The organism is Streptomyces sp. NPDC087300, from assembly GCF_044744425.1.
Lineage (GTDB): Bacteria > Actinomycetota > Actinomycetes > Streptomycetales > Streptomycetaceae > Streptomyces.
The window spans coordinates 934418-961289 of sequence record NZ_JBIUYI010000001.1 but is presented as its reverse complement, the minus strand read 5'-3'; the positions used below and the strand labels follow the sequence as shown (position 1 = coordinate 961289).

Annotated in this window: 23 protein-coding genes; 12 read left to right on the top strand and 11 right to left on the bottom strand. The window is 73.3% G+C overall.

Features of this window, described 5'->3' with window-relative positions; translation table 11 throughout:
- Nucleotides 1-19 precede the first annotated feature (19 nt).
- Nucleotides 20-2308, top strand: a complete 2289-nt coding sequence (locus ACIO9J_RS03950; protein WP_401993047.1) for a hypothetical protein — start codon at nucleotides 20-22, stop codon at nucleotides 2306-2308.
- Here the strand turns inward: ACIO9J_RS03950 and ACIO9J_RS03945 are convergent.
- The 4 genes from ACIO9J_RS03945 to ACIO9J_RS03930 form a co-directional block, all read right to left on the bottom strand.
- The gene (locus ACIO9J_RS03945; protein ID WP_401992047.1) at nucleotides 2268-4676 is read right to left on the bottom strand and encodes a right-handed parallel beta-helix repeat-containing protein; all 2409 of its coding nucleotides are present in this window, start codon (nucleotides 4674-4676) and stop codon (nucleotides 2268-2270) included. The genes ACIO9J_RS03950 and ACIO9J_RS03945 overlap by 41 nt on opposite strands.
- 175 nt (nucleotides 4677-4851) lie before the next feature.
- Complete coding sequence (locus ACIO9J_RS03940; RefSeq protein WP_401992045.1) at nucleotides 4852-5457, bottom strand: hypothetical protein; 606 nt, start codon at nucleotides 5455-5457, stop codon at nucleotides 4852-4854.
- A 169-nt stretch (nucleotides 5458-5626) separates the two neighbouring features.
- A complete protein-coding gene (locus tag ACIO9J_RS03935; RefSeq protein WP_401992042.1) occupies nucleotides 5627-6451 on the bottom strand; it encodes an MOSC domain-containing protein in 825 nt (274 codons plus the stop codon).
- A 45-nt stretch (nucleotides 6452-6496) separates the two neighbouring features.
- The gene (locus ACIO9J_RS03930; RefSeq protein WP_401992039.1) at nucleotides 6497-6922 is read right to left on the bottom strand and encodes a DUF6643 family protein; all 426 of its coding nucleotides are present in this window, start codon (nucleotides 6920-6922) and stop codon (nucleotides 6497-6499) included.
- Between the two features lie 303 nt (nucleotides 6923-7225).
- On the opposite strand from ACIO9J_RS03930, the gene ACIO9J_RS03925 reads away from it, so the two are divergent.
- Complete coding sequence (locus tag ACIO9J_RS03925; protein ID WP_401992036.1) at nucleotides 7226-8542, top strand: TerD family protein; 1317 nt, start codon at nucleotides 7226-7228, stop codon at nucleotides 8540-8542.
- A gap of 37 nt (nucleotides 8543-8579) precedes the next feature.
- Here ACIO9J_RS03925 and ACIO9J_RS03920 read toward each other — a convergent pair whose 3' ends face one another.
- Nucleotides 8580-9770 (bottom strand): glycosyltransferase, encoded by a 1191-nt coding sequence (locus ACIO9J_RS03920; protein ID WP_401992034.1) that lies wholly within the window; start codon nucleotides 9768-9770, stop codon nucleotides 8580-8582.
- 58 nt (nucleotides 9771-9828) lie between these two features.
- Here ACIO9J_RS03920 and ACIO9J_RS03915 point away from each other — a divergent pair, with 58 nt between their 5' ends.
- Nucleotides 9829-10617 carry a glutamate racemase gene (locus ACIO9J_RS03915; protein WP_401992032.1) on the top strand — a complete coding sequence of 263 codons (789 nt, stop codon included), beginning with the start codon at nucleotides 9829-9831 and terminating at the stop codon, nucleotides 10615-10617.
- Between the two features lie 94 nt (nucleotides 10618-10711).
- On the top strand, nucleotides 10712-11260 hold the full coding sequence (locus ACIO9J_RS03910) for a hypothetical protein (protein WP_401992029.1): 549 nt from the start codon (nucleotides 10712-10714) through the stop codon (nucleotides 11258-11260).
- Nucleotides 11261-11322: 62 nt separating this feature from the next.
- Here the strand turns inward: ACIO9J_RS03910 and ACIO9J_RS03905 are convergent, their stop codons facing one another.
- Complete coding sequence (locus ACIO9J_RS03905) at nucleotides 11323-12393, bottom strand: O-antigen ligase family protein (protein ID WP_401992026.1); 1071 nt, start codon at nucleotides 12391-12393, stop codon at nucleotides 11323-11325.
- 216 nt (nucleotides 12394-12609) lie between these two features.
- Here ACIO9J_RS03905 and lnt point away from each other — a divergent pair, with 216 nt between their 5' ends.
- The 6 genes from lnt (at nucleotide 12610) to ACIO9J_RS03875 (ending at nucleotide 20116) form a co-directional block, all read left to right on the top strand.
- Nucleotides 12610-14241: an apolipoprotein N-acyltransferase gene (gene lnt / locus ACIO9J_RS03900; protein WP_401992023.1), complete on the top strand. Its 1632-nt coding sequence runs from the start codon at nucleotides 12610-12612 to the stop codon at nucleotides 14239-14241.
- A 48-nt stretch (nucleotides 14242-14289) separates the two neighbouring features.
- On the top strand, nucleotides 14290-14769 hold the full coding sequence (locus ACIO9J_RS03895) for an NUDIX hydrolase (RefSeq protein ID WP_401992020.1): 480 nt from the start codon (nucleotides 14290-14292) through the stop codon (nucleotides 14767-14769).
- Between the two features lie 146 nt (nucleotides 14770-14915).
- Nucleotides 14916-16100 carry a methyltransferase gene (locus tag ACIO9J_RS03890; protein ID WP_401992017.1) on the top strand — a complete coding sequence of 395 codons (1185 nt, stop codon included), beginning with the start codon at nucleotides 14916-14918 and terminating at the stop codon, nucleotides 16098-16100.
- A gap of 190 nt (nucleotides 16101-16290) precedes the next feature.
- Entirely contained in the window at nucleotides 16291-18645 is a 2355-nt protein-coding gene (locus tag ACIO9J_RS03885) for a phosphoketolase (RefSeq protein WP_401992014.1), read from the top strand.
- Between the two features lie 105 nt (nucleotides 18646-18750).
- Complete coding sequence (locus ACIO9J_RS03880) at nucleotides 18751-19374, top strand: DUF4232 domain-containing protein (protein WP_401992011.1); 624 nt, start codon at nucleotides 18751-18753, stop codon at nucleotides 19372-19374.
- Entirely contained in the window at nucleotides 19367-20116 is a 750-nt protein-coding gene (locus ACIO9J_RS03875) for an alpha-ketoglutarate-dependent dioxygenase AlkB family protein (protein ID WP_401992008.1), read from the top strand. The genes ACIO9J_RS03880 and ACIO9J_RS03875 overlap by 8 nt, the downstream gene beginning before the upstream one ends.
- Here the strand turns inward: ACIO9J_RS03875 and ACIO9J_RS03870 are convergent.
- Nucleotides 20087-20806: a 2OG-Fe(II) oxygenase gene (locus ACIO9J_RS03870; protein ID WP_401992006.1), complete on the bottom strand. Its 720-nt coding sequence runs from the start codon at nucleotides 20804-20806 to the stop codon at nucleotides 20087-20089. The two genes, ACIO9J_RS03875 and ACIO9J_RS03870, sit on opposite strands and share 30 nt — an antisense overlap.
- Nucleotides 20803-21300 (bottom strand): methylated-DNA--[protein]-cysteine S-methyltransferase, encoded by a 498-nt coding sequence (locus ACIO9J_RS03865; protein ID WP_401992003.1) that lies wholly within the window; start codon nucleotides 21298-21300, stop codon nucleotides 20803-20805. The genes ACIO9J_RS03870 and ACIO9J_RS03865 overlap by 4 nt, the downstream gene beginning before the upstream one ends.
- 170 nt (nucleotides 21301-21470) lie before the next feature.
- On the opposite strand from ACIO9J_RS03865, the gene ACIO9J_RS03860 reads away from it, so the two are divergent.
- Both ACIO9J_RS03860 and ACIO9J_RS03855 read left to right on the top strand, forming a co-directional pair.
- Nucleotides 21471-23492 (top strand): FAD-dependent oxidoreductase, encoded by a 2022-nt coding sequence (locus ACIO9J_RS03860; RefSeq protein WP_401992000.1) that lies wholly within the window; start codon nucleotides 21471-21473, stop codon nucleotides 23490-23492.
- A gap of 26 nt (nucleotides 23493-23518) precedes the next feature.
- Nucleotides 23519-24052 (top strand): PadR family transcriptional regulator, encoded by a 534-nt coding sequence (locus tag ACIO9J_RS03855; RefSeq protein ID WP_401991997.1) that lies wholly within the window; start codon nucleotides 23519-23521, stop codon nucleotides 24050-24052.
- A 48-nt stretch (nucleotides 24053-24100) separates the two neighbouring features.
- Here the strand turns inward: ACIO9J_RS03855 and ACIO9J_RS03850 are convergent, their stop codons facing one another.
- From ACIO9J_RS03850 to ACIO9J_RS03840, 3 genes are all read right to left on the bottom strand, one after another.
- Nucleotides 24101-25204, bottom strand: a complete 1104-nt coding sequence (locus ACIO9J_RS03850) for a Gfo/Idh/MocA family protein (protein WP_401991995.1) — start codon at nucleotides 25202-25204, stop codon at nucleotides 24101-24103.
- Nucleotides 25201-26025 (bottom strand): sugar phosphate isomerase/epimerase family protein, encoded by an 825-nt coding sequence (locus tag ACIO9J_RS03845; protein WP_401991992.1) that lies wholly within the window; start codon nucleotides 26023-26025, stop codon nucleotides 25201-25203. The genes ACIO9J_RS03850 and ACIO9J_RS03845 overlap by 4 nt, the downstream gene beginning before the upstream one ends.
- Nucleotides 26026-26204: 179 nt before the next feature.
- Nucleotides 26205-26699, bottom strand: coding sequence for a hypothetical protein (locus tag ACIO9J_RS03840; protein ID WP_401991989.1), 495 nt, complete (start codon nucleotides 26697-26699; stop codon nucleotides 26205-26207).
- Nucleotides 26700-26872 lie beyond the last annotated feature (173 nt).

The following is a 26872-nucleotide window of genomic DNA, read 5'->3' as shown; positions in this document are numbered from 1 at the left end:
GGGAACCACACCGGAAGAGATGCTCGGCGACCCGCGGACCGTGCGGGTCTCCGGCGACGAGACGGCGGCCGTCTTCCGCCGCACGGAGGACGTCGACGCCGAGCGGCGCCCCGACGACTACCGCGGCAAACCCGTGCCCGAGGCGTACGTCTGGTGCAACCTCACCTCGGGCAACGGCTCGCGCGCCCTGTGGCTCCTGCTGCTGCCCTTCATGGTGGTCAACCTCGCGCACTGGATGCGCCCCACCTCCCGCCACCGCAAGCGCCTCGTGCGCACCTACGGCCTCCTGGTCCGCCTCACCGGGCTCACCCTCACCGTGCTGCTCGTCGCCGCCGCCTGCGAGGTCGCGCTCGACCTGACGGCCTGGCAGTGCGCGGGCACCCCCCGGTGCACCGCCGACCGCGCCTGGCTCGGCTTCCTGTCGACCGACGCGGCAGGACACGGCGGCTGGTGGTCCCAGCCGGGCCGCCGCCTCGCCCTCGCCGCCCTCGTGCCCGCCGCGCTCACCGGCCTCCTCTGGTACCTCTCGCACCGCACCTGGAGCGCCTACGAGTCCGTGCAGCCGCTGCCCCACCAGGCCGACCCGGAGGAGGAGACCAGCCGCACCGCGCTCGGCAGGCCCGGGTTCTGGTACGGCCGCAGGCTGGTGGCCCGGCTGCGCGCGGCCCACACGGCCGCCGGATTCCTCACCGTCGCCGCCGCGGTCGGCGCCCCGGCCGCCCGTGCCGACCGGCGCCCCGGCGGCCTCGGCCTGCTCGACTCCCTCGGCTGGCTCCTGAACTCGACCCTGGTGCTCGGCGGGGCCGTCGTGGTGTGGGTGGTGTGCCGCAGGGGACGCAGCGAGAACAAGCTCGACCGCAGGCTCGACAAGACCCTGGTGCGCTGGCTGCCGGTGAGCGCGCTCGTCCTGCTCGTCCTCGTCCTGCTCTACGCGGGCTGGTCGCGCCCCGGCTGGCGCTCCACGGGACGGCTGCCCGGCGACGCGACGTTCGGCGGCATCGCGCTCGTGCAGGGCGTGCTGGTCCTCGCCCTCGCGGTGGCCGCGTACGTCCTGTTCCGCACCTCGCCCGACGCGCGCACCGCCATCCGCGGTTTCGGCGGTCCCGCCGTCGCCATGCTGGCCTGCGCGCTCGGCGGCGTGATGTCCGGCGGCGGCGCCCAGCGCGTCGCCGACTGGCTGGACGGCTCCGGCACGCCCGGCGCGGGCGGCACCATCGACGGGCCGCCGGTCCTGCTGACCTGGCAGGCGTCCGTGATCCCGCCGCTCCTCGTCGTCGTCGCGCTGCTCTGCGCCTGGTTCGGCGTGCGCACGCTGCGGCTCAAGCACCGCGAGATGGCGAAGGTGGCCCTCGACTACCCGGACGAGGAGGAGCGCGAGGACTCCGAGCGCACCCGGCGCATCGCGAGCAAGCGCGCGCGTGCCGCCCTCACCGACCACGGGCCCGTGCTCGTCGGCATCATCTCCGCGGTGACGCTGCTGCTCGGCGCGGCCGCCCTCGTCGGCGCGTGGCTGACCGGGCAGGTACCGGGCAAGGCCGCGCGGGGCGAGCCCGACGTGGTGGCCGCGGCCGCGCAGACCGCGCAGGCGCTCGGCTCCTGGCTGATCGGCCTCGGCTTCATACTCTTCGTCACCTGGGGCCGCCGCGCCTACCGCGACCCGTCGGCCCGCCGCACCATCGGCATCCTCTGGGACGTCGGCACCTTCTGGCCGCGCGCCGCCCACCCCTTCGCGCCGCCCTGCTACGCCGAGCGCGCCGTGCCCGACCTCACCTGGCGCATGGCGGCCTGGACGCGTTCCACGGGCGGCAGGCTCGTGCTCTCCGGGCACTCCCAGGGCAGCGTCCTGGCCGCGGCCGCCGCCTGGCAGCTGCGCCCCTCGGTCCGCAGGCGCGTCGCCCTGCTCACCTACGGCTCGCCCCTGGAGCGGCTCTACGGCCGCTGGTTCCCCGCCCACTTCGGCCCGGCCGCCCTCACCTCACTGCACCGCGAGGTCGACTGCTGGCGCAATCTGTACCGGACCACGGACCCGATCGGCGGCCCCGTACGACTGCCCGGCGAATGCGGCCCACAGGTCGACCGCGCACCCCTGAAGGACCCGCTCGCCTACGGCCGTACGGAGGCGCACCCGCTGCCCGCGCCGATCCTCGGCCACGGCGACTACCAGGCCGACCCGGCCTTCGCCGAGGAGCGCGCCCGGCTGCTCGCCCGCCTGAAGCACGGCGTGCCCGCGCCGCGCCCGCCGGGCACGGACGCCGCTCCGCAGCCCGTCACACCAGCTCCGGCAGATCCTCCGGATACAGCAGGGTGAGATCGTCCGTGCTCGGCTCGCCGACCTGGGCGACCCGCCCCGCGTGCCGCTCCACCATCGCCTCGAAGGTCTGCCGCGCGGTGCGGCCGTTGCCGAACGCGGGACCCTTGGGGAGCGCGGTGAAGTACTTCAGGAGCGCCTCGGTCGCGCCGGTGCCGAGCCGGTACTCGTGCTCGTCGGCCTGCTGCTCCACGATCCGCAGCAGTTCCTCGGGCTGGTAGTCGCTGAAGGTGATGGTCCGCGAGAAACGGGACGCCACACCGGGGTTGACCGAGAGGAAGCGCCGCATCTCCTCGGTGTAGCCCGCGACGATCACCACGACGGCCTCGCGGTGGTCCTCCATCAGCTTCACCAGCGTGTCGATGGCCTCACGGCCGAAGTCACGCCCGGAGTCCTCGGGCGACAGCGCGTACGCCTCGTCGATGAACAGCACTCCGCCGCGCGCCCGGTCGAAGGCCTCCTGCGTACGGATCGCCGTCGAACCGATGTGCTCGCCGACCAGGTCGACCCGGGACACCTCCACGAGATGGCCGCTCTCCAGGACACCGAGCGAGGCGAGGATCTCGCCGTAGAGCCGGGCGACGGTCGTCTTGCCCGTGCCGGGTGAGCCGGTGAAGACCAGATGGCGCCGGACCGAGGCGGCCTTGAGCCCGGCCTGCTGCCTGCGCCTGCCCACCTCGATCATGTCGGTGAGGGCGCGCACCTCGCGCTTGACGCTGTCCAGGCCGACCAGCGCGTCCAGTTCGCCGAGCACCTCGTTCGAGGCGCGGGCGGCCGGCTGCTCGGGCGCGGCCGCCTGCGGGGCCTGCTGGGCGGGCACCGAGCCGAGCAGCCCGGCGGTCTGCGTGGCCGTCTGAACGGCGGGCGTCTCCTGCGGCGCGGCGCCGGGGGCGCGCAGGCCGCCGCTCTCGTCGCTCGTGCAGTCCTCGACCAGCGGCCCCTCCTCCGAGAACTCGAAGCCGCCCCGCGCACACCGCTCCGTACGGCACTTGCGCAGCGTCGTACGGCACCCGTCGATGACGTGGAAGCCGTACCCGCCGCTGCCGGAGACCCGGCAGCCGTGGAAGGTGCCGCGGCCGCCCGCGGAGACGTAGAAGCCCGCCTCGGCGGGCGAGTCGACCGTGCAGCGTTCCAGGGTGGGGTCCGCGCCCTTGGTGACGATCACGCCGGTCTGCACGCCGTCGACCGTGCAGTTGGCCAGCGTGCCGCCGCTGCCGTGGTCGCGGAACCAGGCGCCCGTGGCGGCCTCGCGGATGCGGCAGTCGTCGAGCTGCGCCGTCGCGCCGTCGCTCACCGACACCGCGGTGTTGCGCACCTGGGAGAGGTCGCTGTCGACGACGTCGGCGCGCGAGCCGCGGTCCAGGACGAACAGGGCGTCGGGCACGTCGTGCACCCGGCAGGACTCCAGGACGGCGGTCGCGCCGTCGCTGACCCACACCGCCGGGTAGTCGCCCGTACTGTCGTGGATCTCGCACTGATTGGCGTCCACGCGCGTGCCCGGGTCCCACACCGAGAGGCCGTTGCGCCCGAACTGGCGCACCGTGGACCGGGTCAGCGTGAGCACCGAGCGCGAACGCAGGTCGATCGCGTTCTCCGGGATGTCGTGGATGCGGCAGTCGGCGAGGGTGAGCACGGCGTCCGTGTCGAGCGTGACGCCGTCGGACGTGGTGCGGTGCACGTCGCAGTCGGTCAGATGCGCCGTGGCCCGCCCGGTGATCTGCACCCCGGTGCCCTTGACCTCGTACACCTCGCAGCCGATGGCCTCCAGGCCGGTGTGCTCACCGGTCGCCGAGAGTCCCGCGCCCGATGCGTGGTGCACGCGGCAGCGCTCCAGACGGGGATGCGCGCCGCCGCGCACCGCGACGCCGGACTGGCCCGCCGCGACGATCTCGCACTCCTCGTAGACACCGCCGCCCCCGTCGAGCACGGCGATGCCGATGCCGCCGGGGTTGTCCACGGTGCAGCGGCGGACGGTCGGGCGCGCGCCGCCGCGCACTTCGAGACCGGCCGCGGAGCGCGTCACGATCCGGATGTCGGTGAGCTCGGGGGCGCCGTCCTCGACGAGCAGCGCGGGCGCGGAGGAGTCCTGGCCCTCGATGTGCAGGTCCTGGACGAGGGCGGAGGCACGGACGGTGAGCGGCACGCCCTCGGACGGCGCGATGCGCACCGAGCCGGGGGAGCCCTCCGGGCCGCGCAGGGTCACCGCGCGCTGTATGACGAGGTTCTCGCGGTAGGTGCCCGCGCTGACGGTCAGTACGTCCCCGTCGCTCGCGGCCTCCAAGGCAGCGGCGAGCGATGCGTATTCGCCGGTGCGGCGCCGCCACCGCGACGTGCCGGTGTGCGTCACCTGGACCGTGCCCTGTGCCATGGAGTTGCTCTGCCCCCACCTCGTCGTACGCGGGATCTTGCGTCGATGGCCGTGTCGTGCCGCGGCGACGCGCAAGGAGCCGAAGAGTTCGGCCGGTCCACCGTAGCGCGCGTGGGCAGGGCGAGTTGACCCGATGCCCAGGCTTCTCACCTGCGTGACCGCGTCCGTGGGTCGCTCAGGACCCGGTGCCGGTCCTGCCCCAGTCCGGGCCCGCGTTGTCCCATGCCTGGTCCCAACGGGCATAACGTCCGCGGACGATGCGCCAGAGGATCAGCTTCCTGGTCCCCTCGACAAGTCCCGCCGCCGCCGTGGCCGCGCCGAATCCGGCGAGCACCGCATGGGTCGTCGCGGTGGCGCCGTCCAGCGGCGTGCCGACGACGCGGCCGCTCCGGTCGGTCCAGATCGTGAAACGGTCGCCGGGACGCGGGGTCTTGAGGTCGGACATGACGAGCCCCGAGCGCTCGATGCCGTCCGGCGCGAGCCAGTGGGCGAGCACGCGGCTGTGCGAGTCCCGCGCCGACGAGGTCTCCGGATCGGGGTCGACCGGGGGAGAGGCGACCTTCGCGGTGACCGTGGCCACGGTCTCGTGGCGGCTCTCGCGCTGGTGCCGGATGGAGGTCAGCAGGGCGTCGCGCGTCAGCTCCGTGGTCACCGCCGCGGCCACCGGGACGGCCACGACGATCAGCACCAGGGCGGCGAACGCCACCCATGCCTCGACGAGATCGGTCCTGCGGCGCAGCGGATTGTGCCGCCAGCGCCAGAGTCCGGCGATCGCTCGCACGGTCCTGCACCCCCTTCCGCGTCCGTCTCGACCGAACGGCACGGCCCACGCTCAGGTGGGGAAAGAGAGAGCGGCATCACTCCGGACGTCGCTCTTCGTCGCCCTTCTCCATAATTCCACGTCGCTCAACGTCCGTGCTCCGCCTTCGAGTTCCCCACCCGGGCGGTGATCATTCAAGAATGGTGACCGGATCACCGACGCGCAGCACACCGGTCGATTCGGGTACCAGGTTCTGCCCGAAGACGAGTTGGTCGCCGAATCGGCGGTGGCGCGCGAGCGTACGCAGCGGTTCCTTGCCGCGCTCCGCGGTGTCCTGGTCGGTGGTGGTCACCACGCAGCGCCCGCACATCTTGGTGACGCGGAAGGTGACGTCGCCGATGGCGAGGCGCGACCAGTCGTCCTCGGCCCAGGGCGGGGTGCCGTCGACCACCACGTTCGGCCGGAACCTGTTCATCGGCAGCGGGCCCTCGTCGGCGTGATCGCCCTGGGCGATCAGCGAGTTCAGCGCGTCCAGCGAGGAGAGCGTGGTGAGCAGCAGCGGATACCCGTCGGCAAAGCTGACCGTCTCGCCTTCCTTGGCGTACGCCGGATCGATGGGGCGCCGCTTCGCGGGGTCGTCGAGGTGGACGAGACGCACCTCCGCGTCGAGGTGGGCGCTGAACCAGGCGTCCGCCACCGGGTCGGCGGGGACCGCCTCGACCTTGTCCCGCCAGATCTCCACCGTGACGGTCCCGACGGGCTCGGGCACCGCGATCGTCAGCGGTTCCAGGCCGGGTGCGGACACGCGAATGCCGCCGTCGGGCAGTTGCTCGACGGCGGTCAACGCCATCCGCGGATGCGGTCGTTGCGAGACGAACCGCCCGTCGCTGTCGACCAGCAGCCATCGACGGTCACCCGCGAGCCCCCAGGGCTCGACGACGGCCTCACGCGGTGCGTGCCCCCGGGCCGCCTTGAGCGGGTGGACGTGGATCGAGCGCAGTGCTGGATTCGGCATGCGGCCATCCTGCCAGCAGCCACTGACAGGAAAGTCCGCGGGCGATCAGTAGCCGCGGTAGGGGCGGTTGTACGGATCCTCGTACGGCGCCGGGGCCGGGCGGGGCGCCGCGGGGCGCATCGCCTCGTAGCCCGTGCCGGTGGCGGGCCGCTGGGGCTGGGCGCCCGGATAGCCACGGGGCGCGGCGGCCTGCTGCGGGATGTACGGCGCGGGAGCCTGTTGCAGCGGTGCGGGCTGCGGGGCCGACTGGTAGCCGTACGCCGGGTTCGGATGGGAGGGCGCGGCCGGAAGTGCGGGCAACGCGGCCGGAAGGGCGGGCAGGTGACTGCCGGTGTCGTACGCGGACGGAACTCGAATCGGGGCGATCTGAGGAGTGCCCCGCTCTGCGACGAGAGAGTCGTAGATCGGAGTGTCCGGGAAGGACGGCGCGGAGTAGTAACCGCCGCCATAGGTGGAGCGGGGGGAGGTCATGCTCCATAAGTTAAGCCCTTGATGTGCTGGTTGGGGAGACCGATAAGAGGGTTGTTTTACGTGTCGGCAGTGACTGCGGATCCCCAATGCGAGCGAACTTGGCAAAATCGGTCGCCGAACGGCGTAGGGATCGTGTAAAGGCCGAGTTCCCGGCGTGTTACCCGCGGTTGACCGCGGGGCGGCGAGTGGCCTCTCGAACGCGGTATCGAAAAGCCGTCGAAGGCCGCCGTGCGGCACTTCGGGGTCCGGGTAATAGGTTGGTCATGAACGAATCGGCGGCCCCGCCGGACGCGTCGACTTGTGATGGGGGCGGACATGACAATGTCTAAAGGATCGAATGTGCCGGTGCCCGCACCGGCGGTGCGGGTCGAATTGGGCTGGGGTGCCGCTCCCGGCGCGCCCGACGCGGACGCCTCCGCACTCTTGCTGGGCTCTTCGGGCAAGGTCCGCTCGGACGCGGACTTCGTCTTCTACAACCAGCCGGCGCACGCCTCGGGCGCGGTGCGGCACGAGGGCAAACAGCGCACCGCGACCGGTGTGACCGACGTGCTCGCCGTCGACCTCGCGCGCGTGGAGCCCGCCATCGAGACCGTGGTGCTCGCCGCCTCGGCCGACGGGGGCACTTTCGGACAGATTCCGGGGCTGTACGTCCGGGTGCTCGACGCGGCGAGCGGCGCCGAACTCGCGCGCTACGACAGCGCCGACGCGACCGTGGAGACGGCCTTCGTCCTCGGCGAGCTCTACCGGCGCCAGGGCGCCTGGAAGTTCCGCGCCGTGGGCCAGGGGTACGGCAGCGGCCTCGAAGGACTCGCCACGGACTACGGCATCACGGTGGACGAACCGCAGCAGGCGGCGCCCGTCGCGGCCAGTGTCCCGGCCGCGCCGCCCGCGCCCCCGGCGGCCCCCGCACCCGTCGCCCCGCCCGTCACGGCCCCGGCCCCCGCCGCTCCGCCGCCCCCGGCGGCCCCCGCGCCGGAGCCCGTGCGCCTCACCAAGGTCACGCTGACCAAGGACGCCCCTTCCGTCTCGCTCAGGAAGCAGGGCGGCACCTCGGGCGGCATGCGCGTGAACCTCAACTGGCAGGTGCGCAAGCAGTTCAAGGGGTGGGGCGCGAAGCTCGGCAGGGCCGTCGCCATGCACGCCGACCTCGACCTCGACCTGTGCGCGCTCTACGAACTCGCCGACGGCCGCAAGGGAGTCGTCCAGGCGCTCGGCAACGCCTTCGGAGCGCTGCACCAGCCGCCGTACATGCTGCTCGACGGCGACGACCGCACCGGCGCGGTCAGCAGCGGCGAGAACCTCACCATCAACCTGGACCACATCAAGGACTTCCGCCGCATCGTCATCTTCGTGACCATCTACGAAGGCGCGCGGAGCTTCGCCGACCTCAACGCCACGGTCACCCTCCAGCCGCAGCACGGCGCACCGGTCGAGTTCTCCCTCGACGAGTGCACGGTCCCCTCCACCGTGTGCGCGCTCGCCCTGCTCACGAGCGACGGCGGCGACCTCGTCGTCCAGCGCGAGGTCCGCTACCTCGTCCCCGACCGGGGCGTCAGCCCCCAGCGGACCATCGACCACGCCTACGGGTGGGGCATGAACTGGACGCCCGGCAGGAAGTGACCCCGCGGAACGTGCCGCCCGGCCGGGCGGCACCCGGTCAATGCTGTTCGGGGGAGGGCGCGGACGAGGTGGTGTCCGGGCGCGCGTACGTGCGCCCCTTCCACTGCGCCCCTCGCCCCCTGTAGTGCTGCACCGCCGAGTCCACCGTCATCAGGAGGTACAGGAACGCGGTGCCGGGCAGCAGCGGCGCGAGCCAGAAGGGCTGGCGGTAGTAGCGGAGCATCGGCAGATACGTCGCGGTCATCACCAGCCAGGCGAGCCCGCCGGCCGTCGCCGCGGCCGCGTCCCCCGCCGCCAGGCCCGCGAGCAGGGCCACCGGCGGCGCGAGGTAGACCAGGGCGAGGCCCGCGACCGTGCCGACGAGCAGGAGCGGGTTGTGCCGCAGCTGGGCGTACGCGCTGCGCGAGACCATCCGCCACAGGTCGCCGAGGCGCGGATAGGGGCGGACGCTGTCGACGCGCTCGGCGAGGCCGAGCCAGATGTGGCCGCCGGAGCGCTTGACCGCGCGGGCGAGCGCCACGTCGTCGATCACCGCGTGCCGGATGGCGTCGGGGATCCGCGCCCGCTCGGCCGCGTCCGCGCGCAGCAGCACACAGCCGCCCGCGGCGGCGGCCGTCCGCGAGCCCTGCCGGGCGATCCACCGGAAGGGATAGAGCTGCGCGAAGAAGTAGACGAACGCGGGGACCACCAGGCGCTCCCAGACACTGACCACCCGCAGCCTGGCCATCTGCGAGACGAGGTCGAAGCCGCCCGTGCCCGCCGCGGCCACCAGCCCCCGCAGGCTGTCCGGTTCATGGGCGATGTCCGCGTCCGTCAGGAGCAGGTACTCGGGCTCACGCGCGCGTGCCAGGCCGATGCCGTGGCGTACCGCCCAGAGCTTGCCCGTCCAGCCCGGGGGCGGCTCACCGGGCGAGCCCACGGTCAGCGGCAGGCCGCCGTGCCGCTCGGCGAGGGCGCGCGCCACTTCGCCGGTGCCGTCCGAACTGCCGTCGTCGACAAGGAAGATCTCGGCCCGCCCCGGATAGTCCTGGGAGAGGAGCGAGGGCAGGCTGTCGGGCAGGACGGCCGCCTCGTCGCGCGCGGGGACGACGACACAGACCGAGGGCCAGCGGGAGGGTTCCCCGCGCGGTGGCAGACGCACGTCCGTACGCCAGAAGAAGCCCTGCCCCAACAACAGCCACAGCCACGCGGCAAGCGATCCGGTGGCGGTCAACGCAACGGCGCTCATCCGCCGAAGTCTGCCCCACACCACGGGGCTCGTGGGGCCCATCGACTATGGTGACCGGGTGAAGATCGCGCTCATGGACTCCGGTATCGGACTGCTCGCCGCGGCCGCCGAGGTACGTCGCCTGCGGCCCGACGCCGAGATCGTTCTCTCCTCCGACCCGGACGGACTGCCCTGGGGACCGCGCACTCCGGAGGACATCACCGGGCGCTCTTTGACCGTCGCCGAGGCCGCCGCGGCCCACCGTCCCGACGCGCTGATCGTCGCCTGCAACACCGCATCCGTGCACGCGCTGCCCGCGCTGCGGGCCCGCCTGGAGCCCGGTCTCCCGGTCATCGGGACCGTGCCGGCGATCAAGCCCGCCGTCGCGGGCGGCGGTCCGGTGGCCATCTGGGCCACCCCCGCCACCACCGGCAGCCCCTACCAGCGCGGCCTCATCGAGCAGTTCGCGGGCGGCGTCGCCGTCACCGAGGTGCCCTGTCCCGGCCTCGCCGACGCCGTGCAGTACGCCGACGAGCGGGCCATCGACGAGACGATCGCCGCCGCGGCCGCCCTGACCCCGCCCGATGTAAGGGCCGTCGTCCTGGGCTGCACCCATTACGAGCTGGTCGCGGAGCGTATTCGCGCCGCCGTGCAGCGGCCCGGCCTGCCGCCCCTCGTCCTGCACGGTTCCGCCGGAGCGGTCGCCGCCCAGGCGCTGCGCAGGGCAGGTGACCGCCCGCACGCGACTCCCGGCGCCTCGTCGCCCGGCCTCACGGTGCTGCTCAGCGGGCGTGAGGAGCAGCTTCCGCGGGCGGCGCTCACCTACGCGGAGGGGCGCATGCTCGCGGCGGTCAGCACGGCGCTCTGACCGCGCGCGGGCACCGGCGCGATGCCGTGGCCCGGACGGGGTAACCCTCCGCGACGCGGTGCCTTCACACCGGAACGTGAGTAGTCTCGAAGGCATGAGGGACCAAGCCCCCGAGGAGCGGGCCACCGCCGAAGGACCGCCCGACGTATGGACCGGTCGCGCGACCAACCGCGCGCAGTGGCTGCTGGCCTGCGCGGGCGCCGCCTGCCTGGCACTCGGCATCGAGCTCGCGGTCGACTCCATGTGGACGTCGGGCGTGGCACCGCTCGCGATGTCCGTCGTCGGGTGCATCGCCGTCGGGCTCCTGATGCTCTTCGGGACGCTCGCCTTCGTCCATGTGGCCGTCAAGGTCGACAAGGACTCCCTCGAAGTGCGCTGCGGCCATCTGGGCCTGCCGCGCCGCAGCATTCCGCTCTCCCATGTCGTCGGCGCCGAATTCGCGCCCGCGGTCACGCCCCGGCAGTGGGGCGGCTGGGGATACCGCTGGCGGCCCGAGAAGGGCACCGCCGTCGTGGTCCGCCGCGGCGAGGGCGTGGTGCTCAGCCTCGGCGACGGCCACAAGTTCACGGTCACCGTCGACAACGCCGAAGCGGCCGTGCGTGCCATCAGGCACCGCCTGAGCCTCGCGGGCAACGCGGCGTAACACCCGGGTCTCGCCGGGCGGCAGAGGGGCATCGCGCCACCACGGCGTAACAGCGGATCGGCTCAACGTCGTTGTCGTACGCGTCCGCGTGGCACCGTGCCCTCCGGAGGCTCGTCCGTGAGGGGACGTGCCGTCGCGATCCCCGCGAGCACCCCCGCGCCCGTCGTCACCGCCGTCACGCTGAGCGCGTTGCCCACCGCGGCCACGGTCGTCAGCGCGGTGAGGGCCGCGCCCGCCGACAGGACGATCTGCGTGGAGCGCGGCGAGCGCCACAGGGCGTAGAGCAGCCAGCAGAACACCGCGGCCAGCAGCGCTGCCCCGACGATCCCCTGCTCGGAGGCCAGTTGGAGCGGTGCCGAGTGCGGTTTGCCGTCGGCCAGCACGTCGTCGGCGAGCACCGGGCTGACCTCGCCGAACCGCCCAGGACCCACCCCCATGGCGGGCTCGCGCGTCGCCAGGTCGAGGGCGTCCTGCCACAGCAGCACGCGATGCCGGCCGAGCTGTCCCTCCAGCGGAGCCGTCAGGCCCTCCGGCAGCGTCCTGTCGGCCACCGCCAGGGACACCCCTGTGACCAGGAGCGTGCCGACCGCGAGGACCGCGAGGGCGGGCGCCCTGCGCCGGATCAGGGTCGTGCCGAGCGAGCAGAGCAGCACGACCGCGCAGCCGACGAAGCCGAAGAGCGAGCCGAGCGCGGCGGCCGCGCCGGTGATGCCCACCGCGAGCAGCCGCAGGGCCAGGCGCGCCGGGGGAGTCCGCGCCGCCCACGCGGCGCAGCAGGACGCGCCCGCCGAGAGGATCAGCAGCGCGGCGGTGGCACCGGCCCGGCCGAGCGGGGACGGGGGTCCGAGCGGGACGTGCGGGGCGGCCGCGGCGAGGGCGAGGCCCGCGAGCGCGCCCGCGCAGGGAGCGGCGACCGGGAGCAGCGCCCCGCAGATCCGGCCGCCCGCGTAGCCCGCGGCCACCGCGAGCACGGCGAGGAGAACGCCCTCGGGGCTGCCGCCGTGGACACCCGCGGTGATCAGTGCCCAGGCCGCGCAGGCGCCGAGCAGCGCGATGCCCGTGGCGTCGGACGAGCCCCGTCGTTCGTACGCCTCTGCCGGACCGGCCGCAGCGGCCGTCCCCGTTGACCCCACCCCGTCGCCCCCCGGTGTATGACGGGTCCCGGACCGCGCGGTCGGCGCGGGCGGGTCCGCCGCGGCGGACCGGCCGTTCGTCCGGGACTCGGCCACACGCTAACCGCTGGCGCCCCGGTGCGGGAGTCAGTTGCGCAGGAACGATACGCCGGACACACGTCCGAGCCCTGTCGACCGCGCTGTCGGCGCCCAGGTGAGGCGCCGTACACTCCCCGGGTGACCGCCACCACCACTCCCGTGGACGAGCCGGACCGGCTCGACCCGGAGCCCGCACAGGCCTCCCGCGCCACGCGCGTTCTGCGTCGTCTCGTGCCCGCCGCCGCGTCGGCCCTCTCCGGAGTGCTGCTCTACGTAAGCTTCCCGCCCCGCACCCTGTGGTGGCTGGCCCTGCCCGCCTTCGCCGTGTTCGCGTGGTGTCTGCGCGGCCGGACGTGGAAGGCCGGGCTCGGACTCGGCTACCTCTTCGGGCTCGGCTTCCTGCTGCCGCTGCTCGTCTGGACCGGCGTCGAGGTCGGACCGGGGCCGTGGCTGGCGCTCGCCGCCGTCGAGGCGGCCTTCGTCGCCCTGGTGGGCGCGGGCATCGCGACCGTCTCCTGGCTGCCCGGCTACCCGCTGTGGGCGGCGGCCCTGTGGATCGCGGGCGAGGCGGCACGCGCGCGCGTGCCCTTCAACGGATTCCCCTGGGGCAAGGTCGCCTTCGGCCAGGCCGACGGCGTCTTCCTGCCGCTCGCCGCGCTGGGCGGCACCCCCGTCCTCGGGTTCGCGGTGGTGCTCTGCGGCTTCGGCCTCTACGAGACCGTCCGCAGGATCCTCGAAGCCCGCGACGCCGACGGCATCCTCGACGTACGCGGCATACGGCGCGGGGCAGCGGCCGCGGCGGTGCTCAGCGTGCTCGTGCCGGTCGCCGGAGCCTTCGCCGCGCGCCCGCTCGTCAGCGACGAGGCCGAGGACGGCACGGCGACCGTCGCCGCCGTCCAGGGCAACGTCCCGCGCGCGGGGCTCGCCTTCAACGCGCAGCGCCGCGCGGTCCTCGACCACCACGTGCGCGAGACCGAGCGGCTCGCCGACGAGGTGAAGGCGGGCAAGGTCAAGCGCCCCGACTTCGTGCTGTGGCCGGAGAACTCCTCCGACATCGACCCCTTCACCAACCCCGACGCCCGCGCGGAGATCGACCAGGCGGTCAAGGCCGTCGGGGTGCCGCTCTCGGTGGGCGGTGTCGTCGAGACCAAGGACGGCAAGCTCTTCAACGAGCAGATCCTGTGGGACCCGGACAAGGGCCCCACCTCCACGTACGACAAGCGGCAGATCCAGCCGTTCGGCGAGTACATCCCGCTGCGCTCCTTCATCGGCCTGTTCAGCAGCGACATCGACAAGGTGCGGCAGGACTTCAGCCGGGGCGGCGAGCCGGGCGTCTTCACCATGGCGGGCACCAAGGTGGGCATCGCCACCTGCTACGAGGCGGCCTTCGACTGGGCCGTGCGCGACACCGTCACCCACGGCGCGCAGCTGATCTCGGTGCCGAGCAACAACGCCACGTTCGACCGCAGCGAGATGACCTACCAGCAGCTCGCGATGTCCCGGATCCGCGCCGTCGAGCACAGCCGCGCCGTGACCGTCCCGGTGACCAGCGGCGTCAGCGCCGTGATCATGCCGGACGGCGAGGTGGTCGCGAAGACGAAGTGGTACACCGCCGACACGCTCGTCGAGGACGTTCCGCTGCGCTCGTCGCAGACCCCCGCGACGAAGCTCGGCGTGCTGCCCGAGGGCATCCTCGTGCTGCTCGCGGCGGGCGGACTCGGCTGGGCCGTGACGTCCGCGGTGCGCGCCAGGAAGGCCCGGCAGGGGTAACACCCGCCGCCGCCACGGCCGGTGGCGCGGCACCGTTAGGGTCGGTCCATGGCCACTCCTGACTTCATCACCACACTCCGTGCCGACGCGGGGCAGCAGCTGCTCTGGCTGCCCGGCGTCACCGCCATCGTCTTCGACGACGAGGGAAGGGTGCTGCTCGGACGCCGTTCCGACAACGGAAGGTGGTCGGTCATCGGCGGCATCCCCGATCCGGGGGAGCAGCCCGCCGAGTGCGCCGTGCGCGAGGTGTTCGAGGAGACGGCGGTGCGCTGCGTGGTGGAGCGGGTGGTCCTGGTGCAGGCCTTGAAGCCCGTCACCTACCCCAACGGCGACACCTGCCAGTACATGGACATCACCCTGCGCTGCCGTGCCGTCGGCGGCGAGGCGCGGGTCAACGACGACGAGTCGCTGGAAGTGGCGTGGTTCGACGTGGACGCGCTGCCCCGGCTCCACGAGTTCTCGCAGCACCGCATCAAGCAGGCCCTGTCCGACGCGCCCACCTGGTTCGAGCAGACCGCCGCCGAGTGACCCCGGGCGACCGGTTCGCGGGCCCGGCTCCGTTCGTCGGCGTTGGCGTTGGCGTTGGCGTTGGCGTTGGCGTTGGCATCGGAGTCGGCATCGGCTCCGCGACAGTCGACGGGCCGGGCCGGCGGCTCCGTTAGCCTTTGGGCACGATGAACGACCGTTTGAGCACGTCATGGGGCGACTACGACCTCACCCGCTTCCCCGCCGACCCCCGCGACCAGCTGCGCGCCTGGTCCGCGGCCGACGCCTATCTGCTGCGCCACCTGGCGGGCGAGGAGGGTGCGCCCGCCGTCGACCTCACCGGGACGGTGGTCGTCGTCGGTGACCGGTGGGGCGCGCTGACCACCGCGCTCGCCGGGCACGAGCCCGTGCAGATCACCGACTCCTTCCTGGCGCGCGAGGCGACCCTGGCCAATCTGGCCAGGGCAGGGCACACGCCGGACGCCGCGCGGCTCCTGACGACCAGGGACGCCCCGCCCGCGCCCGGCACCGGCATCGACGTCCTGCTGATCCGCGTACCCAAGAGCCTCGCGCTCCTGGAGGACCAGCTGCACCGGATCGCGCCCGCCCTGCGCGCGGACACGGTCGTCATCGGCACCGGCATGGTCACCGAGATCCACACCTCGACCCTGGAGCTGTTCGAGCGGATCGTCGGGCCGACGAAGACCTCACTGGCCCGGCAGAAGGCGCGGCTGATCTTCAGCACGCCGGATCTGGCCCTGGCGGCGGGCCCGAGCCCCTGGCCGCGCACGTACATGCTGCCCGCCGACTCCGGGGCGGGCGCGGGCCTGACCGTCGTCAACCACGCCGGGATCTTCTGCGCCGAGAAGCTCGACATCGGCACCCGCTTCTTCCTCAAGCACCTGCCGCGCGCCCGCGCCGGGGCCCACGTCGTGGACCTCGGCTGTGGAAACGGAGTGCTCGGCACCGCCGCGTTCGTCGCCGACCCCGACGCCACGGTCACCTTCATCGACGAGTCCTTCCAGGCCGTCGCCTCCGCCGAGGCCACCTTCCGGGCCAACGCGGCCGAGGGCGCCACCGCCGAGTTCCTGGCCGGGGACGCGCTCGCCGCCGTGCCGCCGGGCACCGTGGACCTGGTCCTGAACAATCCGCCCTTCCACAGCCACCAGGCGACGACCGGGGCGACCGCGTGGCGGATGTTCAGCGGCGCCCGCGCCGCACTGCGCCCCGGCGGCGAACTGTGGGTCGTCGGCAACCGCCATCTGGGCTACCACCTGAAACTGCGCAAGCTCTTCGGGAACGCGCGCGTCATGGCCAGCGACCCGAAGTTCGTGGTGCTGCGGGCGGTGAAGGGCGAGCGCGACGGACGGTGACGGCCGAAGGACCCGGGTGACGGGCGCGGGCCGAGGGAGCAGGGTGGGTCCCAGGGGCGTGGTCCGCGGCGGCGCGGTGCCGGACTGACCGGGCGGCCGGGGGGCACCCGCGCCCGTGCGCCCGCGGCAGCGGTGACTCCGGCGGGCGCGTCCCGCGCAGTCGCCGCTCCCGTCGTCCCGAGGAGAACCCGTGGTGAAGGACCGCCTGGCCGCCCTGGACGCCCACTGGCGAGCCGCCAACTATCTCGCCGTCGGCCAGATCTACCTGATGAGCAACCCCCTGCTGACCGAGCCACTGCGGCCCGAACACATCAAGCCGCGCCTGCTCGGACACTGGGGGACGTCGCCGGGCCTCAACCTCGTCCACACCCACCTCAACCGCGTCATCATCGAGCGCGGCCTGCGGGCGCTGTGCGTCTGGGGCCCGGGGCACGGCGGGCCCGCCGTGCTCGCCAACTCCTGGCTGGAGGGCTCCTACAGCCGGATCTATCCGGACGTCACCCGGGACGCGGAGGGCATGGCGAAGCTGTTCCGCCAGTTCTCCTTCCCCGGCGGCGTGCCCAGCCACGTGGCCCCCGAGACCCCCGGCTCGATCCACGAGGGCGGCGAACTCGGCTACTCCCTCGCGCACGCCTACGGAGCCGCCTTCGACAACCCCGGCCTCCTCGTCGCCTGCGTGATCGGCGACGGCGAGGCGGAGACCGGGCCACTCGCCACCTCCTGGCACTCCAACAAGTTCCTCGACCCCGTCCACGACGGCGCCGTGCTGCCGATCCTCCACCTCAACGGCTACAAGATCGCCAACCCGACCGTCCTCGCCCGGCTCCCCCAGGCCGAACTAGACGCGCTGCTCAAGGGATACGGCCACGAACCGCTCCACGTCTCCGGCGACGACCCGCGCCAGGTGCACCGTGATCTGGCCAAGACCATGGACCGGGCCCTCGATCGCATCGCCCGGATCCAGCGCGACGCCCGCGCCGCAGGCGGGCACGACGGCAGGGCCCGCTGGCCGGTGATCGTGCTGCGCACACCCAAGGGCTGGACCGGGCCGGGGCAGGTGGACGGCGAGCCCGTCGAGGGCACCTGGCGCTCGCACCAGGTCCCGCTCTCCGGCGTACGGGAGAACCCGGAACACCTGCGGCAGTTGGAGGCGTGGCTGCGCTCCTACCGCCCCGACGAGCTCTTCGACGCCGAGGGGCGGCCCGCCGACGACGTGCTGTCCTGCGTCCCCGAGGGCTCCCACCGGCTCGGCGCGAGCCCGCACGCCGACGGCGGTGTGCTGACCCGCGCGCTGCCGCTGCGCCCGCTGGAGGAGTTCGCCGTCACCGTCGACAAGCCGGGCACGACCCTGCACGAGCCGACCCGGGTGCTCGGCGGGCTGCTCGCCCGGATCATGACCGACACCGCCGGGCGGCGCGACTTCCGCGTCGTGGGCCCGGACGAGACCGCCTCCAACCGTCTCGGCGCGCTCTACGAAGTGACCGGCAAGGCGTGGCAGGCACAGACCCTGGACACCGACGAGCACCTGTCGCGCCAGGGCCGCGTCATGGAGGTCCTCTCCGAACACCTCTGTCAGGGCTGGCTGGAGGGCTACACCCTCACCGGCAGGCATGGCCTGTTCTCCTGCTACGAGGCGTTCGTGCACATCGTCGACTCGATGGTCAACCAGCACATCAAGTGGCTCAAGACCGCGCGCTCGCTGCCCTGGCGCGCCCCGGTGCCCTCCCTCAACTACCTGCTGACCTCGCACGTCTGGCGCCAGGACCACAACGGCTTCTCGCACCAGGACCCCGGCTTCGTCGACCACGTCCTCAACAAGAGCCCCGACGTCGTACGCGTGTATCTGCCGCCGGACGCCAACACCCTGCTCTCCGTGGCCGAACACGCCCTCGGCTCGCGGGACTACGTGAACGTGATCGTGGCGGGCAAGCAGCCCTGCTTCGACTGGCTCTCCCTGGACGAGGCCCGCGCACACTGTGCACGCGGGGCCGGGGTGTGGGAGTGGGCAGGTACGGAGGACGGCACGCGGGACCCCGACGTGGTCCTGGCCTGCGCGGGGGACGTGCCCACGCAGGAGACCCTCGCGGCCGCCGCGCTGCTGCGCGAACACCTGCCCGAGCTCGCGGTCCGGGTGGTCAACGTCGTCGACATCGCCCGTCTGATGCCGCGCGAGGAACACCCGCACGGCATGCCGGACTCCGCGTACGACGCCCTCTTCACCCGCGACAAGCCGGTGATCTTCGCCTACCACGGCTACCCGTGGCTGATCCACCGGCTCGCGTACCGGCGCGGCGGCCACGAGCAGCTGCACGTGCGCGGCTACAAGGAAGCGGGCACCACGACCACGCCGTTCGACATGGTGGTCCGCAACGACCTCGACCGCTACCGGCTCGTGATGGACGTCGTCGACCGCGTCCCCGGGCTCGCCGTGCGGGCCACCGGGGTGCGCCAGGCCATGACCGACGCGCGCACCCGCCACCACTCCTGGATCCGCGAGCACGGCACCGACCTGCCCGAGGTGGCCGACTGGGCGTGGCCCTACTGACGCCCTCCCGCGCCCGAAGGGCCGCCCGCTCCGGCCCCCTGTGGCACCGTGAGGAGGGCAATCGTCGATCATGTGCCGGGAGCGGCGCGAAGGGGGACACCAGCGATGGGGACGATGCCCGGTGCGGGACGGGGCCTGGCCGTGGGCCTGGCCCTGGCGGCGGCCGCGCTCACCGCGACGGCCTGCGGGTCGTCCGGCGGAGCGGGGAACGAGGGCGCGGGGACCGATGACGCGGCGCGCGCTCCGTCCGAGGTGCCGCCGCCGGTGACCTCGCCCTCCCCGACGCCCAGGAGCACGGACCGGGCCACAGGGGTCCGCGCCTGCACCGGAGTCGGCACGAAGGCGAGCGTCGCGGACGACCCCGGGGGCGATCTGATGCTGACCGCCACCAACACGAGCGGCGCGCCCTGCGCGGCCTTCGGGGCGCCCCGGCTGACGGCCGGGGACTCCTCGTCGGCCGTCGATCCCGCCCGTGGCACCGCGCCGCGCACGCCGGCGGTCCTCGGTCCCGGCGAGTCCGCGTACGCGGGCATCCTCATGGCCTGGGAGCCCGACGACTTCGTCACCGTCGACACCGTCTCGCTCGCTTTCGCCGCCGACGCCGCGGGGCGCCGCACGACAGGGCGCCCCGTGACCGTCGCGCTGCCCGGCAAGACGCCGTACGAAGAGCTCGACGCCGAGGTCACCTACTGGCAGCACAGCCGCGAGGAGGCCCACGCCGATGGGTGAGGAGCTGTTCCCGCGCGACGCCCGCGCGCTCGGTCCCGGTGCGGTGCACGTGCCGGACTGGCTGGGGAGCGAGGCGCAGCGCGAGCTCGTCGAGGCCTGTCGCGGGTGGGCGCGGCCGCCCGCCGGTCTCCGCGTGGTGCGCACGCCCGGCGGCGGGACGATGACGGCGCGCCAGGTCGGGCTCGGCTGGCACTGGTTCCCCTACGGGTACGCGCGCAGCGCGGTCGACGGCGACGGCGCGCCGGTGAAGCCGCTGCCGGAGTGGCTCGCCGCGCTCGGCCGTACGGCGGTGGGGGCGGCGCGGGCGGCGGCCGGGAGCACGGGTGCCGGGAGCGGTGACGCGCACGGCGACCCGTACGGCGACGAGTACACGTACGACTACGACATCGCGCTCATCAATTTATACGACGGCGACGCCCGCATGGGCATGCACCGGGACGGCGACGAGAAGTCCGGCGCCCCGGTGGTGTCCTTGAGCCTCGGCGACACCTGTGTGTTCCGCTTCGGCAATCCGCTGACGCGGACCAAGCCGTACACGGACGTCGAGCTGCGCAGCGGGGACCTGGTGGTGTTCGGCGGGGCTTCGCGGCTGGCGTACCACGGGGTGCCGCGCGTCCTGCCGGGTACCGCGCCGCCCGGTCTCGGGCTCACCGGACGGCTGAACATCACCCTGCGTGTCAGCGGGCTCGTCGACGGCGGTCCCCCGGGTGACTCAGGCGTTGTGGAAGACGATCCCCAGTGACCTGCGCAGACCCGAGCGCACGGTGCTCACGCCGTGCCGCACCGGGCCCGCCGACCAGCCGCGCGCGGAGCGGACGGGGCGGTCGCGGGTGGTGAACACCAGGCCGTGGCCCTGGCGCAGGACCGTGGAGGTGCCACGGGACTGGGCGCGCGGCCGCTGTTCGACGAGCAGGAACTCGCCGCCCGTGTAGTCCACGCCCTGTTCGTCCAGGCCGACGACGACCTGGAGCGGGAAGACCAGATCACCGAAGAGATCACGGTGCAGGGCGTTCCAGTCGCCCTCCTCGTAGCGGAGCAGGATCTGCGAGGACTTGGTCTGGCCGGCCGCGCGGCACATCTCCAGCCACTCCTCCAGGGAGTCGGGCCAGGGGGCGGGGCGGCCGAGGCGGGCGGCCCAGTCGCGCGCCACCGTCAGGAGTCGCGGATAGAGCGCGGCCCGCAACTCGGCCACCACGGGCGGCAGTTCCTCGGTGAAGTAGCGGTACTGACCGGATCCGAAGCGGTGCCTCGCCATGTCGACCGTGGAGCGGAACCGCGCCTCGTCGTCGTAGAGATCGGCGAGGGCGCGGCACTGCTCCGTGGTGAGGAGCCGGGGCGTGAGCGCGCAGCCGTGTGTGTCCAGCTCGGCGGCGAGCGCGGTCCAGTCCGCGGCGTCGACTGCGGCGGACGCCCGACTGGCTTTGGTGATCACGCCGTCTCCAGGTCGAGGAGGTGCTTCTTGCGCTCCAGACCCGCCGCGTAGCCGGTGAGGGAGCCGTCGGCGCCGATCACCCGGTGGCAGGGGCGCACCACGAGCAGCGGGTTGCGGCCGATGGCGGTGCCGAGGGCGCGGACGGCGGCGCGGGAGAGGCCGAGCTGCTCGGCGAGCCGCCCGTAGGTGGTCGTGGTGCCGTAGGGCACGGCGTCGACGGCCGACCAGACCTTGCGCTGGAAGTCGGTGCCCGCCCCCGCGACGTACTCGATGTCGAAGTGGGTCAGGCTCCCGGCGAAGTACGCGCGCAGCTGGTCGGCGATCGCCTGGAACGCCTCGTCGTCGCGGAGCCAGCCGTCCCGCACGACGGCCCCGCCCTTCTGGTCCGGCATGGACAGCGAGGCGAGAGCGGTGCCGCCCTTGGCGGTGGCCGAGGCCTCGCCCACCAGGAGCAGCTCGCCCAGCGGGCTGTCGATCGTCGTGTAGACGGTCATCGGACTCTCCTCAAACGTTCGGTTGCTGGCTCCAGTCTGGCTCTCGCGCGAGGGCTCGGCTGGCGGGATTCGGACATGGCACTCAGGCCGCCGTCTTTATGCAACTAGTTGCACAAGGGGGCTCGGGTCGTCTAGAACTGTTCCGTAGACACCGCGTACGGAGGGGCCGCATGAGCCGTTACCCGAACCTGCTGAACCCGCTCGACCTGGGCTTCACGACCCTGCCCAACCGGGTCCTGATGGGCTCCATGCACGTCGGCCTCGAAGAGGCGCCGAACGGCTTCGAGCGGATGGCGGAGTTCTACGCGACCCGCGCGCGCGGCGGCGTCGGCCTCATCGTCACCGGCGGCATCGCCCCGAACGAGCTCGGCCGTCCCTGGGACGGCGGCGCCAAGCTCACCACGGAGGCGGAGGCCGAGGAGCACCGGGCCATCACCGCCGCCGTGCACGCCGAGGGCGGCCGGATCGCCATGCAGATCCTTCACTTCGGGCGGTACGCCTACCACGACAAGCTCGTCGCGCCGAGCGCGCTCCAGGCGCCGATCAGCCCCTTCGTGCCGCGCGCCCTGGAGGACGACGAGGTCGAGCAGACCGTCGAGGACTTCGTGCGCGCCGCCGAACTCGCCAAGAGCGCGGGCTACGACGGCGTCGAAGTCATGGGCTCCGAGGGCTACTTGATCAACGAGTTCATCGCGGCGCCCACCAACCAGCGCACCGACCGCTGGGGCGGCTCCTACGAGAACCGCATCCGCTTCCCCGTCGAGATCGTCCGCCGCATCCGCGAGCGCGTCGGCGCGGACTTCATCATCATCTACCGGCTCTCCATGCTGGACCTGGTCCCCGGCGGCTCCACCCTCGACGAGGTCGTCCACCTCGCCAAGGAGATCGAGGCCGCGGGCGCCACCATCATCAACACCGGCATCGGCTGGCACGAGGCGCGCATCCCCACCATCGCCACCTCGGTGCCGCGGGCCGCCTACAGCTTCGTGACCAAGAAGCTGATGGGCGAGGTCGCCGTGCCGCTCGTCGCCGTCAACCGCATCAACACCCCGGAGATCGCCGAGGAGTTGCTCGCCGACGGTGCCGCCGACATGGTGTCGCTGGCCCGCCCGCTGCTCGCCGACCCGGACTTCGTGGCCAAGGCGCGGGCCGAGCAGGCCGATGCCATCAACACCTGCATCGGCTGCAACCAGGCCTGCCTGGACCACACCTTCAACCTCCAGATCACCTCCTGCCTGGTCAACCCGCGCGCCTGCCACGAGACCGAACTGATCCTCTCCCCGACGCGCGCCAGGAAGAGCGTCGCCGTCGTCGGCGCGGGCCCTGCCGGACTCGCCTTCGCCGTCTCCGCCGCCGAGCGCGGCCACGACGTCACCCTCTTCGACGCCGCCGCCGAGATCGGCGGCCAGCTCAACGTGGCCCGCAAGGTTCCCGGCAAGCAGGAGTTCGACGAGACCCTGCGCTACTACCGCACCCAGCTCGAACTGCGCGGCGTGGACGTCCGGTTGAACACCGTCGTCACCGCCGACGAACTCGCCGAAGCCGCGTACGACGATGTGGTCGTCGCCACCGGGGTCTCGCCGCGCGTCCCGGAGATCCCGGGCGTCGACCACCCCAGCGTCGTCGGCTACCTCGACGTACTGCGCGACGAAGCACCCGTCGGTGAGCGCGTCGCGATCCTCGGCGCGGGCGGCATCGGCTTCGACGTCGCCGAGTTCCTCACCGACGGCGGCGAGAAGGCCAGCCTCGACCCGGCGACGTACTTCCGGCAGTGGGGCGTCGACATGGACTTCCGCGAGCGCGGCGGCCTGGCGAAGCCCGAGCGGCCCGCACCGCCGCGCAGCGTGCACCTCCTCCAGCGCAAGACCTCCAAGGTCGGCCAGGGCCTCGGCAAGACGACGGGGTGGATCCACCGCACCGAACTGCGCCACCGGGGCGTCACGATGGTGGCGGGCGCGAGCTACGACCTGATCGACGACGCGGGCCTGCACGTCACCGTCGACGGGCAGTCCTCGGTCATCCCCGTCGACACCGTCGTGCTCTGCACCGGGCAGGAACCGCGCCGCGGCCTGTACGAGGAGCTGCTCGCGTCCGGCCGCAGCGTGCATCTCATCGGGGGCGCGGACGTGGCGGCCGAGCTGGACGCCAAGCGGGCCATCAAGCAGGGCACGGAGCTCGCCGCCGCCCTCTGAGGCACCCTGTCCCTAGGATTGGCGCCATGTCACTCCCGCACGCCATCCTCACCGCGCTCCTCGAGAAGCCGTCGTCCGGGCTCGAACTGACCCGCAGGTTCGACAAGTCCATCGGCTACTTCTGGTCGGCCACGCACCAGCAGATCTACCGCGAGCTGGGCCGCCTGGAGCGCGAGGGGGCCATTCGCGCCCTGCCCCGGCAGGGCGCGACGCGCGGGCAGAAGAAGGAGTACGAGGTCCTGCCGGCGGGCCGCGACGAGCTGGCCCGCTGGACCGCGGCGAGCCAGGACCCCAAGCCGCTGCGCGACACGCTCCTGCTGCGCCTGCGCGCCGCCGCGGTCGTCGGCACGGACGGCGTCCAGGCGGATCTGCACCGCCATCTCGGCCTGCACCGCCAGCAGTTGGCCGAGTACGAGGAGATCGAGCGGCGCGACTTCCCGCCCGGCAAGGACGCCGTCGAGGACCGCCTGCGGCACGTGGTCCTGCGCGCGGGAATCGACCTGGAGACGTTCTGGACGCAGTGGCTGGAGCGGACGATCGAGGAGCTGGAGGCGCCCTAGGGTCCGTCCTTCTGGCCGATCTCCGTCAGAAGGACCCTGGCGCTGCGGCTAGCTCAGGGTCGCCTCCCGGGGGTCCCACTCCACGGGCAGTGGCTCCGGCGGCACGAGCTGGGTGGCGAGCGGGGCGAACTCGGCGCGGTCCGCCGAGCGCGTGATCGCCGTCATCGTCTGGAGGACGTGCAGCGCGAGCGCGCCGGACGCCCGGTGCGGGGTGCCGCCGCGCAGCGCCCGCGCCATGTCGACCACGCCGATGCCGCGCCCGTCGAGGCGGCCGTGGACGGGCAGTTCGCGCCAGTCCCCGGAGCCGTTGGGCAGCAGCTTGAGCGGGCCGCCGAAGGTGTTCGGGTCGGGCACGGCGAGGGTGGCGTCGGTCCCGGTGATCTCGAAGCCGATGCGGGGGAGCGCCGAGTCGAAGCTGAACGTCGAGTTGGCCCGCACCCCTGACGCGAACTCGACGAGCGCGCTGACGTGGGTCGGCACGTCCACCGGGAACACCTGCCCGGCCTTCGGCCCCGAGCCGACGGAGCGTTCCTGGCGCGCGCGTGCCGCGACCGCCCCCACCCGTGACACGCTGCCGAACAGGGCGACCAGCGACGTCAGATAGTAGGGGCCGAGGTCGAACAAGGGGCCCGCGCCCGGCTGGTAGAAGAACGCCGGGTCGGGATGCCAGCCCTCGGGGCCGAGGCTCTGTGTCACGGTGGTCGCCGCCACGGGCGCGCCGATGTGCCCGGCCGCCACGGCCCGCAGCGCCGACTGGAGGCCCGCGCCGAGGAAGGTGTCCGGCGCGTTGCCCACCCGCAGCCCCCGCTCCGACGCCTCCGCGAGGAGCTTCTCCGCCTCGGCGGGGACGAGGGTGATGGGCTTCTCGCCGTAGACGTGCTTGCCCGCGCGCAGCGCCGCCGTCGCCACCTGCGCGTGCGCGGCGGGCACGGTGAGGTTGACGACGAGTTCGACCTCGGGGAGCGCGAGCACCGTCTCGGGACTGCCCCACACCGGGACGCCGTGGGCACGGGCCGCGGCCTCCGCCCGCGCCTCGTCGAGATCGGCGACGGCCACCACCTCGACGTCGGGGAAGCCGCTGAGCGTGCGCAGGTACTGGGCGCTGATGACCCCGGCGCCTATGACGGCCGTGCCGACCGGGCCCGAACTCATGCCGCCGCCAAGGAGGTCAGGTACGCACGGCTCGCGGCGAGCGCGTCGAGGAGGTCGTCCGCCGTGCCCGCGCAGGCGTCGAACTCGACGACGCGCAGGGCCCGCGGCGCGGCCGCGACGATCTCCGGCACGCCCATGGTGCCTTCGCCGACGGCGACGTTGGGGTCCTCCTTCGTGCCAGGACCGTCCTTGAGGTGCAGCGCGACCACCCGGTCGCCGAGCCTGCGCAGCAGCGCGGGTACGTCGGCGCCGCCGACCGCCGCCCAGTAGGTGTCGATCTCCAGGAACACGGCGGGGTCGAGCAGTTCGGCGAGGAGCTCGACGGCGTGGCGGGTGCCGGATCCGGCGTCGCCCCCGTCGTTCCCGCCTCCGTCGTCCCCGCCCCCGTCGTCCGGGGAGCCGTTCACACCGAAGCGGGGCTCGATCTCCCACCAGTGGTTGTGGTAGCCGACCCGGACACCGTGCCGACGGGCCGGTTCCACCAGGGAGTTGAGACGGTCGGCGGCCCGCGCCAGGCCCTCGCGCGTGGTGAAGTCCTCGGGCGGCAGACCGGCGGGGACGATCGCGAGGTCGGTCCCGAGGGTGGCCACGGCGTCGAGGGCGGGGCCCGGATCCGGCGCGAGCAGCTGCGCGGCGTGCGCGCCGGACACGCTGAGACCCAGGTCGTCGAGGATCAGGCGGTGGCCCTTGGGGTCGCAGAGCACGTCGTACGGCTCGACCGCGCCGTAGCCGAGTCCGGCCAGTCGGCGCACCGTCCCCTGCCAGTCGGCGGCGAGCTGATCGCGCACGGTGTAGAGCTGAACGCTGAGCGGTCGTGGCATGAGCGCGCCCTCCCTGTCGGCTGGGAGGACGGTAAGTCCGTTCACCGGGGCGGGCAAGAGTGCCCCTGGCCGGGCGGGCGGTGCCGGTCCCGCACCGCGGACGTGCGACCGCCGCCCACCCGGAGCGAGATCGGGTGGGCGGCAGCCGGTGGTGCGGGTGTCGTGTCCGTGGCCCTCGGTCAGGCCCGGTGGCCGGCGCTCCGGCGCCGCAGGTACCAGAATCCGCCGGTCGCCGCCGCGGCCACCAGGGCCCCGCCGGTGACGAGCGTGAGCGTGCCCCGGTCCTCCGTACCGCCCCCGAGTCCGCCGCGGACACCGCGCGCGGGCGCGGTGGTCGAGGAGGTCGTCGGCGTGCTGCCGACGGTGACGGTCTGAGGTCCGGCGTTGCTGCCGTCCGGACAGCTCACCAGCACGGTGTAGGAACCTGGACTCACGTTGTGCCAGGCACCGCCGCCGTTGCTGATCTGCACCTGTTGGCCGCCGGCGAAGCTGGCGTTGTTGCCGCCCATCAACGAGGCCGTGCCACCCGTGCAGGCCCCCGTGACCTGCACGGTGGAGCCGGTGGCCGTCACGGTGATGCCGCCGCCCGCGGACGCGGGAGCGGCCGTGGTCAGCGGAAGCGCGGCGGCGGCGACGATCAGGCCGGAGCGGACGAATATCTGAGTGGTACGCATGAGTCTGCCCTCCGGTGACACGGGAGGCGGTACAACCCATGCGCCGCCGAGGATTGGGGAACGCCCGTGCTACCTGAGGAAGAGCCAACGTGCCGTCGGCGCGGTCCGCATGCGGACGGCCTCCGGGCAGGTGACGAAATCCTTCGTACGGCGGAGAGCTGACCGGGCGTCAC

Coding starts and splice junctions, on each gene's coding strand:
- ACIO9J_RS03890 (WP_401992017.1), top strand. CDS start 14,916: ATGAACGACCGTTTGAGCACGTCATGGGGCGACTACGACCTCACCCGC.
- ACIO9J_RS03860 (WP_401992000.1), top strand. CDS start 21,471: ATGAGCCGTTACCCGAACCTGCTGAACCCGCTCGACCTGGGCTTCACG.
- ACIO9J_RS03920 (WP_401992034.1), bottom strand. CDS start 9,770: ATGAGCGCCGTTGCGTTGACCGCCACCGGATCGCTTGCCGCGTGGCTG.
- ACIO9J_RS03845 (WP_401991992.1), bottom strand. CDS start 26,025: ATGCCACGACCGCTCAGCGTTCAGCTCTACACCGTGCGCGATCAGCTC.
- ACIO9J_RS03880 (WP_401992011.1), top strand. CDS start 18,751: ATGGGGACGATGCCCGGTGCGGGACGGGGCCTGGCCGTGGGCCTGGCC.
- ACIO9J_RS03910 (WP_401992029.1), top strand. CDS start 10,712: ATGAGGGACCAAGCCCCCGAGGAGCGGGCCACCGCCGAAGGACCGCCC.
- ACIO9J_RS03935 (WP_401992042.1), bottom strand. CDS start 6,451: ATGCCGAATCCAGCACTGCGCTCGATCCACGTCCACCCGCTCAAGGCG.
- ACIO9J_RS03945 (WP_401992047.1), bottom strand. CDS start 4,676: ATGGCACAGGGCACGGTCCAGGTGACGCACACCGGCACGTCGCGGTGG.
- ACIO9J_RS03840 (WP_401991989.1), bottom strand. CDS start 26,699: ATGCGTACCACTCAGATATTCGTCCGCTCCGGCCTGATCGTCGCCGCC.
- ACIO9J_RS03850 (WP_401991995.1), bottom strand. CDS start 25,204: ATGAGTTCGGGCCCGGTCGGCACGGCCGTCATAGGCGCCGGGGTCATC.
- ACIO9J_RS03875 (WP_401992008.1), top strand. CDS start 19,367: ATGGGTGAGGAGCTGTTCCCGCGCGACGCCCGCGCGCTCGGTCCCGGT.
- ACIO9J_RS03895 (WP_401992020.1), top strand. CDS start 14,290: ATGGCCACTCCTGACTTCATCACCACACTCCGTGCCGACGCGGGGCAG.
- ACIO9J_RS03865 (WP_401992003.1), bottom strand. CDS start 21,300: ATGACCGTCTACACGACGATCGACAGCCCGCTGGGCGAGCTGCTCCTG.
- ACIO9J_RS03855 (WP_401991997.1), top strand. CDS start 23,519: ATGTCACTCCCGCACGCCATCCTCACCGCGCTCCTCGAGAAGCCGTCG.
- ACIO9J_RS03950 (WP_401993047.1), top strand. CDS start 20: ATGCTCGGCGACCCGCGGACCGTGCGGGTCTCCGGCGACGAGACGGCG.
- ACIO9J_RS03925 (WP_401992036.1), top strand. CDS start 7,226: ATGGGGGCGGACATGACAATGTCTAAAGGATCGAATGTGCCGGTGCCC.
- ACIO9J_RS03930 (WP_401992039.1), bottom strand. CDS start 6,922: ATGACCTCCCCCCGCTCCACCTATGGCGGCGGTTACTACTCCGCGCCG.